Genomic DNA, 14,424 nt, shown 5'->3' with positions numbered 1-14,424 from the left:
GGGGGAAGTGCACTGCCTGTTTTTGTTTTCCATTCAAGCCGGCGCAGATCGGCATTGAGCTAAGGAGACAGACATGAACAAGCAAACTTTGCAGGTCAACGGGGCAGTGTCTTTGGCACTGCGTGTCTACGAACCCGAGCGCGCTCCGCGCGCCAGTGTCGTGATCGGCGGCGCGATGGGGGTGCGGCAGTCGTACTACGAGGCCTTTGCGCTGTGGATGGCGCAGCAGGGGTTTCGGGTCACCACGTTTGACTACCGCGGCCATGGCGATTCGCTGCAGGGCGCGATGCGTGATGTGAAGGCGGATCTGTTCGACTGGGCGCAGGACTACGAGGCGGTGATCACAGCCGCCAAGGCCGCGCTGCCGTCGCAGCCGCTGTATTTGCTGGGCCACAGCCTGGGCGCGCAGTTGCCAGGGCTGCTGAAAAAGCCCGAGCAGGTGGCGGGTCTGCTGAGTGTGGCCGCAGGCAGCGGCTACTGGCGCGACAACGCGCCGCAGCTCAAGCGCATCGTTCCGTATTTCTGGTGGGTGCTGGTGCCACTGGCCACGCGGCTGTGCGGGTACTTTCCGGGGCGCACGCTCAAGAAGGTGGGCGACCTGCCTGCGGGCGTGATCCTGCAGTGGCGGCGCTGGTGTCTGGACCCTGCGTACAGCGTGGGCGCCGAGGGGCCTGCGGTGGCGCAGAGCTATGGGGCGGTGCGGTTCCCGGTGCTGGCGCTGTCGATGGCCGACGACGAGCTGATGACCTTGCGCGGCACGCACAACCTCGTCAACCTGTACGTCAACACCGAACGCCGCGTGGAGAGCATCACGCCCGCCGATGTGAAGGTGCGGCGCATCGGGCACTTCGGTTTCTTTCGTGACCAGTTCCGCCAGAGCCTGTGGCCGCGTGCGGCGGCAGCGCTGGCGGCGTTGGGCGGCGATGTGTCGCACGCCGAAGTCTCCGGCACGACGGCCTGAACGGCTGTTTCGCGGCACACTCGCAGCATGACTTCTTCCTCCCATTCTTCCACTGCGTCCGCTGCCCACCCGCTGGACGATGCGGTACAGCTGACAGCCTCGTCCTCTCCTGCGCCTGGCCAGTACGAAGGGCAGACCCACCCTGGCTACTGGAACATGGTCGGACCGTTCGGCGGCGTCACCGCCGCCACGCTGCTACAGGCCATCTTGCAGCACCCCGACCGGCTGGGCGATCCGCTGTCGCTCACCGTCAACTACGCGGGGGCGCTGACAGCCGGGGCGTTCACCGTGCAGGCCACACCCGTGCGCACCAACCGCTCGACCCAGCACTGGACGCTGTCGATCCTGCAGGCGGGTGATGACGGGGCGCAGGTGGTCACCACCACCGCTACGGCCGTCACCGCCGTGCGCCGCGAGACCTGGAGCGTGGGCGATGTGCCCATGCCCGAAGTGCCTGCACCCTCGGCACAGCCTGCCATTCCCCCCGGCTTTGGCGTGGAGTGGCTCAACCGCTACGAGATGCGCCCCGTCACCGGCGCCATTCCGCGCGAGTGGGACGGCAGTGGCGACCACAGCCTGACCCAGTTGTGGATGCGCGATGCGCCACCCCGTCCGCTGGACTTTGTGGCGCTCGCGGCCCTGGCCGATGTGTTCTTTCCCCGCGTCTGGCTGCGCCGTGCGCGCCATGTGCCGGCAGGCACGGTGTCGATCACGGTCTACTTCCATGCCAGCGCCGCACAACTGCAGGCCACGGGCACGGGTTATCTTCTCGGCCAGGCGCGCGGGCAGGAGTTCCGCAACGGCTTTTTTGACCAGACCGTGCAGCTGTGGAACGAAGCGGGCACCATGCTCGCCACCAGCCACCAGATCGTTTACTACAAGGAGTAGGGAGTCGGCCTGTTGCCCTGCGCCGTGCACCATTCCTCTCGTTCACATCCATCAGACCCCGGAACCTTCACCACCATGACCGAAGCCACCCAAGACATCCTCGTCCATTCTGAAGCGGGCGTGACCACTATCACGTTCAATCGCGTGGACAAGAAGAACTCGATCACGCGCGACATGTATGCCGCCATGGCCGACGCGCTGGACGCCGCCAAGGCCGACGCCAGCGTGCGCGTGGTGGTGTTCCAGGGCGACATCGCCATCTTCAGCGCGGGCAACGACATTGGCGACTTTCTGCAGCAGCCGCCTGCCACGCAGGACTCGCCGGTGTTCCGCTTTCTGCGCGGCATCGCCACCTTCCCCAAGCCCGTGATCGCGTCGGTCTGCGGCCCGGCCGTGGGCATTGGCACGACGATGCTGTTCCATTGCGACCTGGTTTATGCGGGCGACAACGCGGCTTTCTCGATGCCTTTTGTGAATCTGGGCCTGTGCCCCGAGGCGGCATCGAGCCTGCTGGTGCCGCAGATGCTGGGGTATCACCGTGCTGCGGAGGCTTTGCTGTTGGGCGAGCCCTTCATGGCCGAGGCGGCGCTGGAAGTCGGCCTGGTGAACCGCGTGGTGCCGCCGACGGAGTGCAATGCCTATGCCCAGGCGCAGGCCAAAAAGCTGGCGGCCAAGCCGTTGTCGTCGCTCATCGAAACCAAGCGGCTGATGAAGGGTGGGCAGACGGCGAAGGTGCTGGAGGTGATGGCGGAAGAGGGCGAGAGCTTTGGGCGCATGTTGCGCGAGCCGGCGGCGCGGGAAGCTTTCTCGGCTTTCATGGAGAAGCGTAAGCCGGATTTCAGCGCGGTTTGAGTCACCGAATTTGAAGGTTTTTTTGGCTGCAAGCGCTTATGCAGAAAGCGCTGGAAGCTATTGTTTTTATAGTTTTTTCTCGTCCCATCCGTTCGGGTTGGGCCTGTCGAGGCTTCTGTGCGGCGGCTACCGCATGCCCGTTTTGAGTGCGGGAGCCGGGAGTCGCCCGGCGTGCGAGTATTTTTTTTTTGCTTCGCCAAAAGAAAGTCACCAAAGAAAAGGCGACCCCCAATCCGCGACCCCTGCGCTTCGCTACGGGGCAAACCTGCGGCGGGGCGGTTGCGGGGTGCGCCGTGGAACTCGCTTTGCGCTGCGCGCGCCGCTCGGACAGCCACGGCGAGTCAGAGTACGAAGCATGGGCGCTTCGACGCCCATGCCCACCCCGCAACCGCCCCGCCGCAGGCGCAGCCAGCAGGGGATGGACAGCCGAACAGCCGGACAGCCACACGGGCCATCGCTGCGCTCGGCCCAGTTTGCGCAGCGCGTGGCGCTTGCGCCCGCGAGACGGGGCCGAGCGCAGCGCAGTGAAGCAATGGCCCGTGTGGATGTGCGTTTTGGGGTTCCCTTCTGCGAGCGCCGAGAAGCGCAGGGCAGGGGGGGCGTGCGTGTGCCGAAGGACACACGCACTTCGTGCACTGACTTGCCGCAGTTGTTTGAACGGAGCGCGTAGCGCGCAGTGAGTTCTGCGGCGCACCCCCTGTCCGAGCATCGCAGGTTGCCCGTAGCGCAGCGAAGGGACGCGCGCAGTAGGGTCGCCCTTTCTTTGGTAACTTTCTTTCGGCGAGACGAAAGAAAGTTACTCGCACGCCGGGCGACTCCCGGCCTCCGCTCTTCGCATAGGCATGCCATCTGCTTTCAAATGAATAGCAAATCAGGCAATAGATACAAGCGCTTCACCTCGAATAGCACTTCATGGCAAGCTTGATGGAACAAGCCATCTATTTTTACAAAGCACTTGCTTGCTAAAAATAAACAGTTTTGCTATCGTGCCAGCATGGATTCACCCGTGCCGCGCACCAGCGCCATCGCCCCCGCTCCCAAGAAACTAGCGGCCCGCCCCCGCAGCAAGGCCGCAGCCTCCTCCAGCGCCAATTCCGCACCCAACGCAACTACTGCAGACACAACCCCCACCCGCCGCCCCCGTGGCCGCCCCCGCAAAACCGCCGAAGAACTCGACGACGGCAACCGCCGCCGCAAGCTCATGGATGGCGCGGCCAAGCTCTTCCGCACCCAGGGCTTCGCCGCCACCAGCACGCGCGACATTGCGGCGGCCGCAGGCATGCACAGCGGCTCGCCCTTCTACCACTTTGAAAGCAAAAGCGCGCTGCTCTACGCCGTGATGAGCGAGGGCATGACCATGGCCGTGCAAAGCCAGCAGCAGGCACTCGATGCACTGCCAGCTCAGGCCACCCCGCGCGAGCAACTGCACACGCTCATTCGTCACCATTTTGAAATCCTGCTCGGGCCGCGCAGCAGCTTCATCCCCGTGATGTTGTACGAATGGCGCTCGCTCACGCCTGCACAGCGCAAGGGCATTGCCCGCATCAAGGACAGCTACGAGGCCACCTGGATGCCTGTGCTGGAAGCGCTGGCACAGCAGGGCGCCCTGCAGGCCGAGCCCGGTGTGGCGCGGCTGTTCATCTTTGGGGCGCTCAACTGGGCGGTGCAGTGGTTCTCTCCCAAAAAGGGCAAGTCGCTTGACGCGCTCACCGACGAGGCCCTCGCCTTGTTCATCCGTTCATAACTAACCACCCCACCAAGGCGGAACCACCATGGCCCCCACCGCGCGCAACGCCTACCAGTCTGTGTTTGCTCCGGGCCTGTTCCAGGGTCAGGTGGTGGTGGTCACCGGCGGCGGCTCGGGCATTGGCCGGTGCACGGCGCACGAACTCGCGCACCTGGGCGCGCACGTGGTGCTGGTGGGGCGCAAGCCTGACAAGCTGCTGGCCGTGGCCGAAGAGATCACCGCCGATGGCGGCCGCGTGTCATGCCAGGTGTGCGACATCCGCTCAGAAGAAGGTGTGGTCGCGCTGGTGCAGCAGATCCTTGCTGCCCAGGGCCGCATCGATGCGCTGGTCAACAACGCGGGTGGGCAGTTCATGGCGCCGCTCGAATCCATCAGCGCCAAGGGCTGGGAGGCCGTGTTGCACACCAACCTCACGGGCGGCTTTCTCATGGCGCGCGAGTGCTACCGGCAGTGGATGGCATCGCATGGCGGCTCCATTGTCAACATCGTGGCCGACATGTGGGGCTCCATGCCGGGCATGGGGCACAGCGGCGCGGCGCGTGCGGGCATGGTCAGCTTCACCGAAACCGCTGCACTCGAATGGGCGCACAGCGGTGTGCGCGTGAACGCTGTGGCGCCGGGCTACATTGCCTCCAGCGGCATGGACAACTACCCGCCCGAGGCGGCAGACATGCTGCGTGCCATGCCGCGCACCGTTCCGCTCGGCCGCTTTGGCAACGAGGCCGAGGTGTCGGCGGCCATCATCTTTTTGCTCAGCCCGGCAGCCAGCTTCATCAGCGGCACCACGTTGCGGGTGGACGGCGCCCGACCCCAGGTGCGCATGGGCTGGCCGCAGCGCCCGCCGGGTGCCACCGCCGCTGCACACCCGGCCGTGCGGCCGTTTGACGGCTTTCACCGGGCGCAGGTGCCGCAGGTGTTTGCACCTTCCCACACCCCCAAGACCGAGGCCGCATGACTGCTGTCTTCACCTCCCGATTCAACCCAGGCAGCGCCGAGGCCACGCAGCGCAGCGCGGCGCTGCAGGCCCGCCTGGATGCCCTGCGCGCGCTGGAAGAGCGTGCCGCCGCCGCCTCGGCCCGGTCGCTCCCCCAGTTTGAAAAGCGCGGCCAGCTGTTGCCGCGCCAGCGTGTGGCCCTGCTGCTGGATGCCGGTGCGCCCTGGTTGCCGCTCTGCACGCTGGCGGGCTACCTGCAGGACGTGAGAGACCCCGAGAAGTCCGTGCCTGGTGGCGGCATGGTCGCGGGCATCGGCTTTGTCAGTGGCGTGCGCTGCATGGTCGTGGCCAGCGACTCGGGCATCGAGGCCGGTGCCATCCAGCCCATGGGCCTGGAAAAGATCCTGCGCGTGCAGGAGATTGCGCTGCAAAACCGCTTGCCTTTTATTCACTTGGTGGAGAGCGCGGGCGCCAACCTCATGCGCTATCGCGTCGAAGGCTTTGTGCACGGTGGCACGCTGTTCCGCAACCTCGCGCGGCTGTCGGCGGCGGGCATTCCGGTGATCACCGTGCAGCACGGCTCGGGCACCGCAGGCGGCGCCTACATGCCCGGCCTGTCGGACGTGGTCATCATGGTGCAGGGCCGCTCGCGCGCGTTTCTGGCCGGGCCCCCGCTGCTCAAGGCTGCCACGGGCGAGATCGCAACGGAAGAAGAACTGGGCGGGGCCGAGATGCACACCGCCGTCTCGGGCCTGGGCGAATACCTGGCGCAGGACGACCGCGAGGCCATTGGCCTGGCGCGCGATGTGGTCGCGCAGCTGGGGTGGAACATGCCCCCGCGAACCAGCGCACCCGGCCCCACCTTGCCTGCCGACGATCTGCTGTCCCTGATGTCTGCCGACCTGCGCCAACCTGTGGACATGCGCGAGGTCATCGCGCGGCTGGTGGATGGCTCGGAGCTGCTGGAGTTCAAGGCGCGCTACGGTGTCGCCACCCTGTGCGCGCAAGGGCGCATCCAGGGCCATGCCGTGGGCTTCATCAGCAACAACGGCCCCATCGATGTGGCGGGCGCCAACAAGGCCACCCACTTCATCCAGTGGATGTGCCAGCTGGGCCACCCCATCATCTACCTGCAGAACACCACGGGCTACATGGTGGGCAAGGACAGCGAGCAGGGCGGCATGATCAAGCACGGCAGCAAGATGATCCAGGCCGTGACCAACGCCACCGTGCCACAGATCACCATCCAGTGCGGCGCCAGTTTTGGCGCGGGCAACTATGGCATGTGCGGTCGGGGCTATGCGCCGCGCTTTCTGTTCAGCTGGCCGGGCGCCAAGACGGCCGTAATGGGCGGCGAGCAGGCCGCGCGCACGATGCAGATCGTGACCGAGGCAGCGCTGGCGCGCAAAGGCATCACCCCCGACCCGGCCGAGTCGCAAGCCCAGTTCGACAAGATCGTCGCCATGTTCGAGGCCCAGGCCGATGCGTTCTACACCAGCGGCCTGCTGCTGGACGACGGCGTGATCGACCCGCGCGACACGCGCGCCGTGCTGGCCTTTTGCCTGGACACCTGCGCCGAGGCACAGGCCCGCACGTTGCGGCCCCTGAGCTTTGGCGTGGCGCGGATGTAAGCGCTTCGCACGCAATCTCCACGATGGCCGAGCCTCTCAAATACCTGCTGAACGACACCGTACCCCCGCGCATCGCGGCCATGGTGCGGCGCGCGTGGCGCAAGTTCGATCCCACTGCATTTCTGCAGCTAGTAGAGCCCGGCTACGAATCGCTGGAGCTGATGGCGCGCGGCCAGCGCATTGCGCAGGCCCTGCAGACCCACCTGCCGCAGGACGTGCCGCGCGCGCTGGGTGTGCTGGTCGATTCGATGGACCCACCCATGGGCCTCGATGCGGTGGGTGAGCCCGATGCGGGCGACCGCCCCTACAGCGCCTTCCTCTACCTGCCGCACAGCATCTACATTGGCACACACGGCCTGCAGCATTTCGAGGCAGCGATGGCTGCGCAGCATGCACTCACCCAGCGCTTTACCGCCGAGTTCTGCATACGCCCCTATCTGCTGCACCACCAGCAGGCCACGCTCGCGCGGCTGCGTGACTGGGCGCACGACGACAACGCCCATGTGCGCCGCCTGGTGAGCGAAGGCACGCGGCCCCGCCTGCCCTGGGCGCCGCGATTGCCTGCATTCCAGAACAACCCGCAACTGGCCCTGCCGTTGCTCGATGCGCTCAAGGACGACCCATCGTCCTACGTGCGTCGCTCCGTGGCCAACCACCTGGGCGATATCGCCAAGGATCACCCCGACCTGGCCGTGGGCACCGCGCGCACCTGGCTGCAGGGCGCACCCGCCCCGCGTGAAGCCCTGGTGCGCCACGGCCTGCGCTTTCTCATCAAACGGGGCGACGCCGCTGCGCTCGATGCCCTGGGCGTGGGCCATGCCGTGGCGCTGGACGTGCGGTCCGCGCGCGTGCTGCCCGCCCGCGCGCGCATTGGCGACAAGGTGCGCATCGAGGCCGAGCTGCACAACCCCACACCCCAGGCCCAGCGCGTGCTGGCCGACCTGAAGGTGCACTACGTCAAGGCCCACGGCGGCGCGGCGCCCAAGGTGTTCAAGCTGCAGACGCTGGACATACCGCCCGGCGCCACCGTGGCGGTGGGCAAGACGCTGTCGCTGCAGCAGATGACCACACGCACCCACTACCCCGGCGCGCACCAGGTGGAGCTGGTGCTCAACGGGCGGCCCCAGCCGCTGGGGCAGTTTCAGCTTTCGTGATCGAGGTTTGCAGGCACACCAACACACAAACGCAACAGCAGGAGACAAGCACCATGCAGTTCACGCACGAGCACCGCGAGATCCAGAAGACCCTCAAGCGCTTCATCGACGAAGAGATCAACCCCCACGTGGACGAGTGGGAAGCGGCCGAGATCTTCCCCGCGCACGAGGTCTTCAAGAAGATGGGCAACCTGGGCCTGTTGGGCCTGTGCAAGCCCGAGGAATACGGCGGCCAGGGGCTGGACTATTCGTACAGCCTCGCCATGGCCGAGGCGCTGGGCCACATCCACTGTGGTGGCGTGCCCATGGCCATTGGTGTGCAGACCGACATGTGCACCCCGGCGCTGGCGCGCTACGGCAGCGAAGAACTCAAGCGCCAGTTTCTGGCCCCGGCCATCGCGGGTGACATGGTGGGCTGCATCGGCGTGAGCGAGCCTGCGGCGGGCAGCGATGTATCCGGCATCAAGAGCGTGGCCCGCAAGGATGGTGATGACTACGTGATCACCGGCCAGAAGATGTGGATCACCAACAGCCTGCAGGCCGACTGGATGTGCATGCTGGTCAACACGGGTGAAGGCCCCGTGCACAAGAACAAAAGCCTGGTGATGGTGCCCATGCGCGACGGGCCCGGCGGCAAGCTCACCAAGGGCATCGAGGTGGCGCAAAAGATCCGCAAGATCGGCATGCACAGCAGCGACACGGGCCTGATCTACTTTGACGAGGTGCGCGTGCCGCAGCGCTATCGCATCGGTGCCGAAGGGCAGGGCTTTATCTACCAGATGCAGCAGTTCCAGGAAGAGCGCCTGTGGTGCGCCGCCAGCACGCTGGAATCGCTGAACCACTGCATCCAGTGGACCATCGACTACGCGCAGGAGCGCAAGCTGTTTGGCAGCACGCTGGCCGACCAGCAGTGGGTGCAGTTCAAGCTGGCCGAACTCAAGACCGAGGTGGAAGCGCTGCGCGCGCTCACCTACCGCGCCTGCGACCTGTACGTGAACGGGCAGGACGTGCTGGAGCTGGCCAGCATGGCCAAGCTCAAGGCCGGCCGCCTGAACCGTGAGGTGCCCGACACCTGCCTGCAGTTCTGGGGCGGCATGGGCTTCACGCTGGAGAACAAGGTCTCGCGCATGTACCGCGACGGGCGGCTGGCGTCCATCGGCGGCGGGGCCGACGAGGTAATGCTGGGCATCCTGTCCAAGCTCATGGGCATCGCCAAGCGGCCCGCGCACTGACATGGCTGATTCGCTGTTGATCGACCGCGCGCCGCTGGCCAGCGGCTGTGTGGAAACCTGGACGCTCAACGACCCGGCCAGCCGCAATGCGCTGTCCGAGGCGGTGGTTGACGGTTTGATAGCCGCGTGTGAGCGGGCTGCAACCGATGCCGACCTGCGAGGCGTGGTGCTGCGCGGCGCGGGCGGCCACTTTTGCGCGGGTGGCAGCCTGGGCGGCTTTGCCAAGACCATTGGCCAGCCCCTGGCTGCCGGCGAAGCCGACCCGCTGGTGCCCCTGAACCGCCGCTTTGGCGCGCTGCTGCAGGCCCTGTGTGCGCTGCCGCAGTGGCTCATCGTGGCGGTGGAGGGCGCGGCGATGGGGGGCGGCTTTGGGCTCGTTTGCTGTGCCGACCATGTGCTGGCCCACACAAGCGCGCAGTTCGCCACGCCCGAGGTAACGCTGGGCATCGTGCCTGCGCAGATCGCGCCCTTTGTGGTGCGGCGCCTTGGCCCGTCTGCCGCGCGGCGTTGTCTGCTGACGGGCGAGCGCTGGGATGCCGCGAAAGCTCAAATCGCGGGGCTGGTCGATGAGGTGGTGAGTGGCGACATGGAGGCTGCTATGCAAGCCGCCATCGGACGCCATGCCGTCGCTGCGCCGCAGGCCGTGGCCGCTACCAAACGTTTGTTGCTGGCACAGCCCGAGACGCCGTTGCCTGCGCTGCTGGATGAGGCCGCCATCGCCTTTGCGCAGGCGCTGCGCGGGTCCGAGGCGCCGCAAGGTCTGGCTGCGTTTGCGGCACGCAAGGCGCCGCCCTGGAGTGCGAAGCCATGAAAAAGATACTCGTAGCGAATCGATCAGAGATCGCCCGCCGCATCATCCACACCGCCCACCGCGTGGGCATCGAAACGGTCGCGGTCTATTCCGACCCCGATGCCAACGCCCTGCATGTGCGCGAAGCCACTCAGGCCGTCGCGCTGGGCGGCGCAGCCAGCGCGGACACCTACCTGCGCATCGACAAGCTGCTGGCCGTAGCGCGAGCCACCGGCGCCGATGCCGTGCACCCCGGCTATGGCTTCCTCAGCGAGAACGCCGACTTCGCCCAGGCGGTGGTGGATACGGGCCTGACCTGGATCGGCCCGCCACCTGCTGCCATCCGTGCACTCGGCAGCAAGGCCGGGGCCAAGGCGCTGGCCCAGGCGCATGGCGTGCCCTGCCTGCCTGGCTACGCGGGGGAGGATCAGAGCGACGAGCGTTTTGCCGCCGAGGCCGCGCGCATTGGCACACCCCTCATGGTCAAGGCTGTGGCCGGTGGGGGAGGGCGCGGCATGCGCTTGGTCACCGACCTCGCCCAGTTGTCTGCTGCGCTCGCCAGCGCCCGGTCCGAAGCGCTGGCGGGTTTTGGCTGTGGCGACCTGCTGATCGAACGCGCCCTGCTGCAGCCGCGCCATGTGGAGGTGCAAGTCTTTGCCGACGCCCACGGTGCGTGCATCCACCTGGGTGAGCGCGATTGCTCGGTGCAGCGTCGCCACCAGAAGATCATTGAAGAGGCACCCAGCCCCGCAGTGGACGCTGCGCTGCGCGAGCGCATGGGCGCCTGCGCCGTTGCGCTGGCGCAGGCGGCTGGCTACGTAGGCGCGGGCACTGTGGAGTTTCTGCTGGATGGTGAAGACTTCTACCTGATGGAGATGAACACCCGCCTGCAGGTGGAGCACCCGGTGACCGAAGCGCTCACCGGCTTGGACCTGGTGGAGTGGCAAATCCGCGTGGCGCGGGGCGAGCCGCTGCCGCTCGCGCAAGACCAGGTGCACCTGCAAGGCCACGCCATCGAGGTGCGCTTGTGTGCCGAAGACGCGCACTTTCGCCCCCACACCGGCCGCGTGCTGCAGTTCGCCGCGCCACCAGCCACCGCGTTTGAACGCGCCGCGCCCGGCGCGCTGCGCTTTGACCATGTGTTGGAGGAGGGCGCCGAGGTCACCCCCCACTACGACGCCATGCTGGGCAAGCTCATCGTGCACGCGCCCACGCGGGCCCAGGCCATCGCCGCGCTGGTCCGCGCGCTGCAGGGCACCCGCGTGCTGGGTCTTCGCACCAACCGCGCGTTTCTGGCGGCGTGCCTGCAGCATCCGGTGTTCGCCAGCGGGCAGGCGCTGGTGCCGTTCCTGGCCGCACATGCCGCAGATTTGCAAGAATTGCTATTAAAAAAAGAGCTTAAAGCGCTTATCCAATGCGCGGTAGGGGCCATTTGTTCTTCAAAAATGTCGTCCGATCTGCCCTGTGCGCTCGCCCGCCCGATGCGCCTGCGCCACGAGGGCCAGGTGCATGCAGTGGCCGTGCGGGAGTTGGGCGGTGGGCGGCTGCAAGTGGAGCAGGCCGGGGCAGAACCTGTGACCTTGCAACTGCCCCAGCGCGGTGTGCATTGCGTGGCGGTGGGCCCGAGGCGCTGGCACTGGCAAACCGGCGGCGTGGACGGCTGGGTGGAAGACGCATCGTGGGAGCCGGCAGCCCGCGCGGGCGCCGTCGGCGGCGCCACCGAGCTGCGCGCCCCCTTCAACGGCAAGGTGGTCGCGCTGCCCGTGGCGGCAGGCCAGGCGCTGGCGGCGGGCGACACCGTGGTGGTCATCGAGTCGATGAAGCTCGAACACAGCCTGGCCAGCCCAGCCGCCGGCACCGTGGCCGAGCTGCTGGTGGCCCCCGGCCAGCAGGTGTCTCCCGGCCAGGTGCTGGCCCGCTTTACCCCCGCCACACAAGGAGCACCCGCATGACGGCCATGACCGACTCCACCGCCGCAGCGATGGCGGGCGATGCAGAGCGCACCGCGCTCACCGACACCGTCACCCGCTTTGCCCGCACCGAGATCGCCCCGCATGTGGACGCGTGGGACGCGGCCGGTGAATTCCCTCGCAGCCTGTACCGCCGCGCGGCCGACCTGGGCCTGCTGGGTCTGGGTTACCCCGACGAGTACGGCGGCACCCCTGCCAGCTACGCCTTGCGCATGCCGCTGTGGCGCGCGCTCAGCCGCCACGGCGCCAGCGGCGGCGTGCTGGCTAGTCTGCTGTCGCACAACATCGGCCTGCCGCCCGTGCTGGCGCAAGGCAGCGATGCTGTGCGTGCCGAGGTCATCCCGCCGGTGCTGGCGGGCGATCAGATTGCCGCGCTGGCCATCACCGAGCCCGGGGGCGGGTCCGACGTGGCGCAGCTCAAGACCACCGCGCGGCGCGAGGGCGATGACTACATCGTCAACGGCGAAAAGGTGTTCATCACCTCCGGCATGCGCGCGGACTGGATCACGGTCGCTGTCAGAACGGGAGAAGCAGGCAGCAAGGGCAGTGGCGGCATATCGATGCTGCTCATGCCGGGCCACAGTGCAGGCCTGTCGCGCAGCAAGCTCGACAAGATGGGCTGGCTCTGCTCTGACACCGCCCACCTGCGGTTTGACAACGTGCGCGTGCCTGCGCGCTACCTGCTGGGCGAAGAGGGCGCGGGCTTTCGGATCATCATGGCCAACTTCAACGGCGAGCGCTTTGGCCTGGCCGCATCGGCTTTGGGCTTTGCCGAAGCCTGCTACGACGAGGCCCTGGCCTGGGCCCGCCAGCGCAAGACCTTTGGCGCCGCGCTGGTGGAGCACCAGGTCATCCGCCACAAGCTGGTGGACATGCAGATGCGCGTCCAGTCCACCGCCGCGTGGTGCGAATCCGTGGCTGCGCAGGCCGACGCGGGGCGCACTGGCCCCGATTGGGTCGCGCAGGTGTGCATGTTGAAGAACCACGCCACCCAAACCATGCAGTTCTGCGCCGACCAGGCCGTGCAGATCCTGGGCGGCATGGGCTACATGCGCGGCACCGTCAGCGAGCGCATCTACCGCGAGGTCAAGGTCATGATGATCGGCGGCGGTGCGGAAGAAATCATGAAAGACCTGGCTGCCAAGCAGCTCGGCATTTGAATGAAGGAGACAGGCCCCATGCACAGCACCGACCCCAGCAACAAAGCCATCATCACCTGCGCCATCACCGGCGTGCTGACGGACCCCGGCCAGCACCATGTGCCCGTCACGCCCGAGCAACTGGCCAAAGAAGCCTACCGCGCCTACGACGCAGGCGCCGCCGTGGTCCACGTGCATTTCCGCAACCAGGAGCCCGGCAAGGGCCACCTGCCCAGCTGGGACCCGCAGGTCGCGCGCGACTGCGTGCAAGCCATGCGCGAGGCGTGCCCCGGTTTGATCATCAACCAGACCACCGGCGTGGTCGGCCCCAATTACCAGGGCCCGCTCGACTGCCTGCGCGCCACCCGCCCCGAGATGGCCGCGTGCAACGCCGGCTCGCTCAACTACCTGAAGGTGCGCAGCAACGGCACCTGGGCCTGGCCGCCCATGCTGTTCGACAACCAGCCCGCCAAGGTCAAGGACTTCATCGACGTGATGCTGGAGACCGGCACGCTGCCCGAGTTCGAATGCTTCGACGTGGGCATCGTGCGCTGCGTGGAGATGTATGTGCAGACCGGCATGTACACCGAGCGCCTGCCCGAATACAACTTTGTGATGGGCGTCGAATCCGGCATGCCTGCGGACCCGGACCTGCTGCCCATCCTGCTCAAGCTGAAAATCAAGGACGCCCCCTGGCAAGCCACCGTCATCGGCCGCAGCGAGATCTGGCCCGTACACCAGCGCGTGGCCGAACTGGGTGGGCATTTGCGTACGGGGCTGGAGGACACGTTCTATCTGCCGGATGGGACCAAGGCGGATTCGAACGGGCCGTTGATTGAGAAGCTGGCCGAGTACGCGCGGAATGCGGGGCGGGAGGTGGCTTCGCCGCAGGAGGCGCGGGGAATGTTGGGGTTAAAGGAAAACCTCTAGGATATTACATATCGTGGTAAGTTGAATTGCTCGCAAATGTCTCATTGAAAGATATTGAATTAAATCGCAAAAAAAGCAATCTGTAAAAAATGCACGTGCTACGCGGAGCTAGTATTCGGATTGATTTGGCATTATTGAAGTTTATTTTCGAGTCTTGGAGGGAATGTTATATTGTTCTATCTGCCTCGCTGCATTT

The 14,424-nt window shown here is 66.5% G+C and carries 12 protein-coding genes; all 12 read left to right on the top strand.

Annotated features, from left to right (window positions below):
• The first annotated feature begins 73 nt into the window (after window positions 1-73).
• The 12 genes from ACT531_RS00685 (at window position 74) to ACT531_RS00630 (ending at window position 14,228) form a co-directional block, all read left to right on the top strand.
• On the top strand, window positions 74-961 hold the full coding sequence (locus tag ACT531_RS00685; RefSeq protein WP_476016132.1) for an alpha/beta hydrolase family protein: 888 nt from the start codon (window positions 74-76) through the stop codon (window positions 959-961).
• Window positions 962-988: 27 nt separating this feature from the next.
• Window positions 989-1,849, top strand: a complete 861-nt coding sequence (locus ACT531_RS00680) for an acyl-CoA thioesterase (protein WP_476016131.1) — start codon at window positions 989-991, stop codon at window positions 1,847-1,849.
• Window positions 1,850-1,924: 75 nt separating this feature from the next.
• Window positions 1,925-2,701, top strand: coding sequence for an enoyl-CoA hydratase (locus ACT531_RS00675; RefSeq protein WP_209816241.1), 777 nt, complete (start codon window positions 1,925-1,927; stop codon window positions 2,699-2,701).
• A 994-nt stretch (window positions 2,702-3,695) separates the two neighbouring features.
• Complete coding sequence (locus ACT531_RS00670) at window positions 3,696-4,445, top strand: TetR/AcrR family transcriptional regulator (protein ID WP_476016130.1); 750 nt, start codon at window positions 3,696-3,698, stop codon at window positions 4,443-4,445.
• Between the two features lie 28 nt (window positions 4,446-4,473).
• Entirely contained in the window at window positions 4,474-5,403 is a 930-nt protein-coding gene (locus ACT531_RS00665; RefSeq protein ID WP_476016129.1) for an SDR family oxidoreductase, read from the top strand.
• Window positions 5,400-7,013: an acyl-CoA carboxylase subunit beta gene (locus tag ACT531_RS00660; RefSeq protein ID WP_476016128.1), complete on the top strand. Its 1,614-nt coding sequence runs from the start codon at window positions 5,400-5,402 to the stop codon at window positions 7,011-7,013. Before ACT531_RS00665 ends, ACT531_RS00660 begins: the two co-directional genes overlap by 4 nt.
• 23 nt (window positions 7,014-7,036) lie before the next feature.
• The gene (locus tag ACT531_RS00655) at window positions 7,037-8,167 is read left to right on the top strand and encodes a DNA alkylation repair protein (protein ID WP_476016127.1); all 1,131 of its coding nucleotides are present in this window, start codon (window positions 7,037-7,039) and stop codon (window positions 8,165-8,167) included.
• A gap of 53 nt (window positions 8,168-8,220) precedes the next feature.
• The gene (locus ACT531_RS00650) at window positions 8,221-9,399 is read left to right on the top strand and encodes an acyl-CoA dehydrogenase family protein (protein WP_476016126.1); all 1,179 of its coding nucleotides are present in this window, start codon (window positions 8,221-8,223) and stop codon (window positions 9,397-9,399) included.
• A 1-nt stretch (window position 9,400) separates the two neighbouring features.
• On the top strand, window positions 9,401-10,210 hold the full coding sequence (locus ACT531_RS00645) for an enoyl-CoA hydratase/isomerase family protein (RefSeq protein WP_436074460.1): 810 nt from the start codon (window positions 9,401-9,403) through the stop codon (window positions 10,208-10,210).
• Window positions 10,207-12,141 carry an acetyl/propionyl/methylcrotonyl-CoA carboxylase subunit alpha gene (locus ACT531_RS00640; protein WP_476016125.1) on the top strand — a complete coding sequence of 645 codons (1,935 nt, stop codon included), beginning with the start codon at window positions 10,207-10,209 and terminating at the stop codon, window positions 12,139-12,141. The genes ACT531_RS00645 and ACT531_RS00640 overlap by 4 nt, the downstream gene beginning before the upstream one ends.
• 29 nt (window positions 12,142-12,170) lie before the next feature.
• Window positions 12,171-13,319: an acyl-CoA dehydrogenase family protein gene (locus tag ACT531_RS00635; protein WP_476016610.1), complete on the top strand. Its 1,149-nt coding sequence runs from the start codon at window positions 12,171-12,173 to the stop codon at window positions 13,317-13,319.
• A gap of 18 nt (window positions 13,320-13,337) precedes the next feature.
• Window positions 13,338-14,228 carry a beta-keto acid cleavage family enzyme gene (locus ACT531_RS00630; protein WP_476016124.1) on the top strand — a complete coding sequence of 297 codons (891 nt, stop codon included), beginning with the start codon at window positions 13,338-13,340 and terminating at the stop codon, window positions 14,226-14,228.
• Window positions 14,229-14,424: the final 196 nt, after the last annotated feature.

It is taken from the genome of Acidovorax sp. DMC1 (genome assembly GCF_056314325.1).
Note: the sequence above shows the minus strand (reverse complement) of the source record. Positions and strands in the feature narration are given on the sequence as shown.

Excerpts from the sequence above, each read along its gene's own strand:
- ACT531_RS00650 (WP_476016126.1), top strand. The coding sequence starts at position 8,221 with ATGCAGTTCACGCACGAGCACCGCGAGATCCAGAAGACCCTCAAGCGC.
- ACT531_RS00635 (WP_476016610.1), top strand. The coding sequence starts at position 12,171 with ATGGCGGGCGATGCAGAGCGCACCGCGCTCACCGACACCGTCACCCGC.
- ACT531_RS00660 (WP_476016128.1), top strand. The coding sequence starts at position 5,400 with ATGACTGCTGTCTTCACCTCCCGATTCAACCCAGGCAGCGCCGAGGCC.
- ACT531_RS00680 (WP_476016131.1), top strand. The coding sequence starts at position 989 with ATGACTTCTTCCTCCCATTCTTCCACTGCGTCCGCTGCCCACCCGCTG.
- ACT531_RS00685 (WP_476016132.1), top strand. The coding sequence starts at position 74 with ATGAACAAGCAAACTTTGCAGGTCAACGGGGCAGTGTCTTTGGCACTG.
- ACT531_RS00645 (WP_436074460.1), top strand. The coding sequence starts at position 9,401 with ATGGCTGATTCGCTGTTGATCGACCGCGCGCCGCTGGCCAGCGGCTGT.
- ACT531_RS00655 (WP_476016127.1), top strand. The coding sequence starts at position 7,037 with ATGGCCGAGCCTCTCAAATACCTGCTGAACGACACCGTACCCCCGCGC.
- ACT531_RS00670 (WP_476016130.1), top strand. The coding sequence starts at position 3,696 with ATGGATTCACCCGTGCCGCGCACCAGCGCCATCGCCCCCGCTCCCAAG.
- ACT531_RS00640 (WP_476016125.1), top strand. The coding sequence starts at position 10,207 with ATGAAAAAGATACTCGTAGCGAATCGATCAGAGATCGCCCGCCGCATC.
- ACT531_RS00675 (WP_209816241.1), top strand. The coding sequence starts at position 1,925 with ATGACCGAAGCCACCCAAGACATCCTCGTCCATTCTGAAGCGGGCGTG.
- ACT531_RS00665 (WP_476016129.1), top strand. The coding sequence starts at position 4,474 with ATGGCCCCCACCGCGCGCAACGCCTACCAGTCTGTGTTTGCTCCGGGC.
- ACT531_RS00630 (WP_476016124.1), top strand. The coding sequence starts at position 13,338 with ATGCACAGCACCGACCCCAGCAACAAAGCCATCATCACCTGCGCCATC.